This window comes from Flavobacterium sp. (assembly GCF_049590715.1).
Classification (GTDB): Bacteria; Bacteroidota; Bacteroidia; order Flavobacteriales; family Flavobacteriaceae; genus Flavobacterium.
Genome location: NZ_JBAWDL010000088.1, coordinates 1 through 2,612, shown reverse-complemented (window position 1 = coordinate 2,612; position 2,612 = coordinate 1). Strand labels below are relative to the sequence as shown.

The window sequence follows — 2,612 nt, the reverse complement described above, 5'->3', positions numbered from 1 at the left end:
AAAATTAGGAATTAAAGGAAAACGTCTTAAAGCTGGATGGAGTAATGGATATCTTGAAAAATTATTAGGCATTAATTAAAAACTCATGCGTTTGCCCTGCACCGAAAGTGTAGAGATTTGTTTGGTTCAATAACTTAAAATAGTTGTGCTAAAAAGAAAAAACTATTGGCTGTAGTATTGTTTTTCTTTATGAATTTCAAAATTGGAAATCAAAAATCTTTACTTAATTTTACCAAAACCTAAATACTACACATTGAAAGATACGGCCAAGCATCAAGGACTTCGAAACCAATTAGTAAACGTTTTACAAGACAAAGGAATTACAGATAAAAACGTTTTAGAAGCGATAAAAAAGATTCCGAGACACTTATTTTTAGAATCAAGTTTTGCGGAATATGCTTATCAAGATATGGCTTTTCCTATTGGTGCTGGACAAACAATATCTCAACCTTATACTGTGGCTTTCCAATCACAACTATTAGAAATTCAAAAAGACCACAAGATTTTAGAAATTGGTACAGGATCAGGGTACCAAACGGCCGTTTTATTTATGATGGGCGCTAAGGTTTTTAGTGTGGAACGTCAAAACGAATTGTTCAAGAAAACCTATTCTTTTTTACCTAAACTAGGTATAAGACCAAAACTTCTTACTTTTGGTGATGGTTACAAAGGATTGCCAGGTTTTGCTCCTTTTGATAGTATTATTGTAACAGCTGGAGCTCCTTTTATTCCTAAACCTTTGATGGCACAACTAAAAATAGGGGGCAGATTAGTTATTCCTCTTGGTGAAGATGTGCAAATAATGACGCTGTTGATTCGGAAAAATGAAACTCAATTTGAGAAACATGAATTGGGAGAATTCAGATTTGTCCCTTTATTAGAGGATAAAAATTAAATTATACTATTATTATATTCTAGATGTAAACGGGTTTTAAATTAATTCTTCTACATGTTTTTCAATATTTCAGGCTAGTTTTGGAGTTGGTAGGTGATTAGCATCAAGACTAAAAGAATCTTTGATTTCTTTTGCTATCAACTCTAAACTTAAAAACAAAAAAAAATAAACGACCACAGGTACGACTAAATATATTAGAACAAAAACAAGCCTATTGACAGCGGACAAAGAAAGAATAGTGACACTTCATATTTTTAATAATAAATAGTTTTACATTTTATTATTGAAAGCGGATTCAATTCAAATAAAGAGGATCATACACTAACTAATATAATTCCAAATATTTTTCTTTTTAGATAATTCTAAATAAATGAATTTTATAATTTGGTTTTCAGGTTGGGTTAGACTCACGTCACCTGAAATAATTTTTTGAGCATGAAAACGTGCATTTGATAAAATGTCTTTGTCTTTTACAATATCTGCAATTTGAAGATTAAGCACACCGCTTTGTTGGGTTCCCATCATGTCCCCAGGACCACGGAGTTTGAGATCGACTTCGGCAATTTCAAAACCATCATTGGTTTGTACCATTGTTTCCATTCGGGTTCTACTATCTGAACTTAGTTTGTGGCTGGTCATCAGGATACAATAACTTTGTTCTGCTCCACGACCAACACGACCCCGCAATTGATGGAGTTGAGAAAGTCCAAAACGCTCGGCACTTTCAATAATCATTACTGAAGCATTGGGGACATTGACACCCACTTCAATGACTGTAGTAGCAACCATAATATTCGTTTTCCCTTCGGAGAAGCGTTTCATTTCAGCGTCTTTGTCTGCAGGTTTCATTTTTCCGTGAAGAATGGAAATCGAATAATCGGGCAGCGGAAAATCTCTTGAAATACTTTCGTATCCATCCATTAAATCTTTAAAATCCATTTTTTCTGACTCTTGAATCAACGGATATACAATATAAATTTGTCGTCCCAAAGCGATTTCATCCCTTATGAATTTCCAAACTTTAAGACGGTTGCTATCAAATCGATGTACGGTTTTGATGGGTTTTCGTCCTGGTGGTAATTCATCAATCACTGAAATGTCTAAATCGCCATACAAACTCATCGCTAAAGTTCTTGGAATAGGTGTAGCGGTCATCACCAAAACGTGTGGCGGAATCGTATTTTTTTTCCATAATTTAGAACGTTGCTCCACACCAAAACGGTGTTGTTCATCAATCACAGCTAGTCCTAGATTTTGAAACTTCACCTTGTCTTCTAGCAAAGCATGTGTACCAATGAGGATTTGCAAATTTCCATTCTCGAGTTCTTCATGAATGATTTTTCGAACTGAAGTTTTAGTTGAACCTGTTAGTATTTTAATGTTTAAATTCAGCTTATTAGCTAATTCTGAAAGTCCAATAAAATGTTGGTTAGCTAAGATTTCTGTTGGAGCCATCAAACAAGCTTGAAAGCCATTATCAATTGCCAATAAGATGCTCATAAAGGCCACAATGGTTTTCCCTGAACCTACATCTCCTTGTAAGAGTCGGTTCATTTGGGCATTGCTTCCCATATCCGTTCGGATTTCCTTTATTACTCTTTTTTGTGCACCTGTGAGATTAAACGGCAAATGATTTTGATAGAAATCATTAAAATAGTCGCCCACTTTTGTAAAAGGATGACCTTTTATTTTGTGTTTCTGAATCAGGTTTTTCAGG

The 2,612-nt window shown here is 34.4% G+C and carries 2 protein-coding genes; one reads left to right on the top strand and one right to left on the bottom strand.

Annotation, left to right across the window (positions count from 1 at the left end):
* Positions 1–253: 253 nt before the first annotated feature.
* Positions 254–895 (top strand): protein-L-isoaspartate(D-aspartate) O-methyltransferase, encoded by a 642-nt coding sequence (locus tag WBQ70_RS04395; protein ID WP_423911097.1) that lies wholly within the window; start codon positions 254–256, stop codon positions 893–895.
* 321 nt (positions 896–1,216) lie between these two features.
* Here WBQ70_RS04395 and recG read toward each other — a convergent pair.
* A partial coding sequence (gene recG / locus WBQ70_RS04390; protein ID WP_423911094.1) for an ATP-dependent DNA helicase RecG occupies positions 1,217–2,612 on the bottom strand: 1,396 nt, incomplete at its 5' end.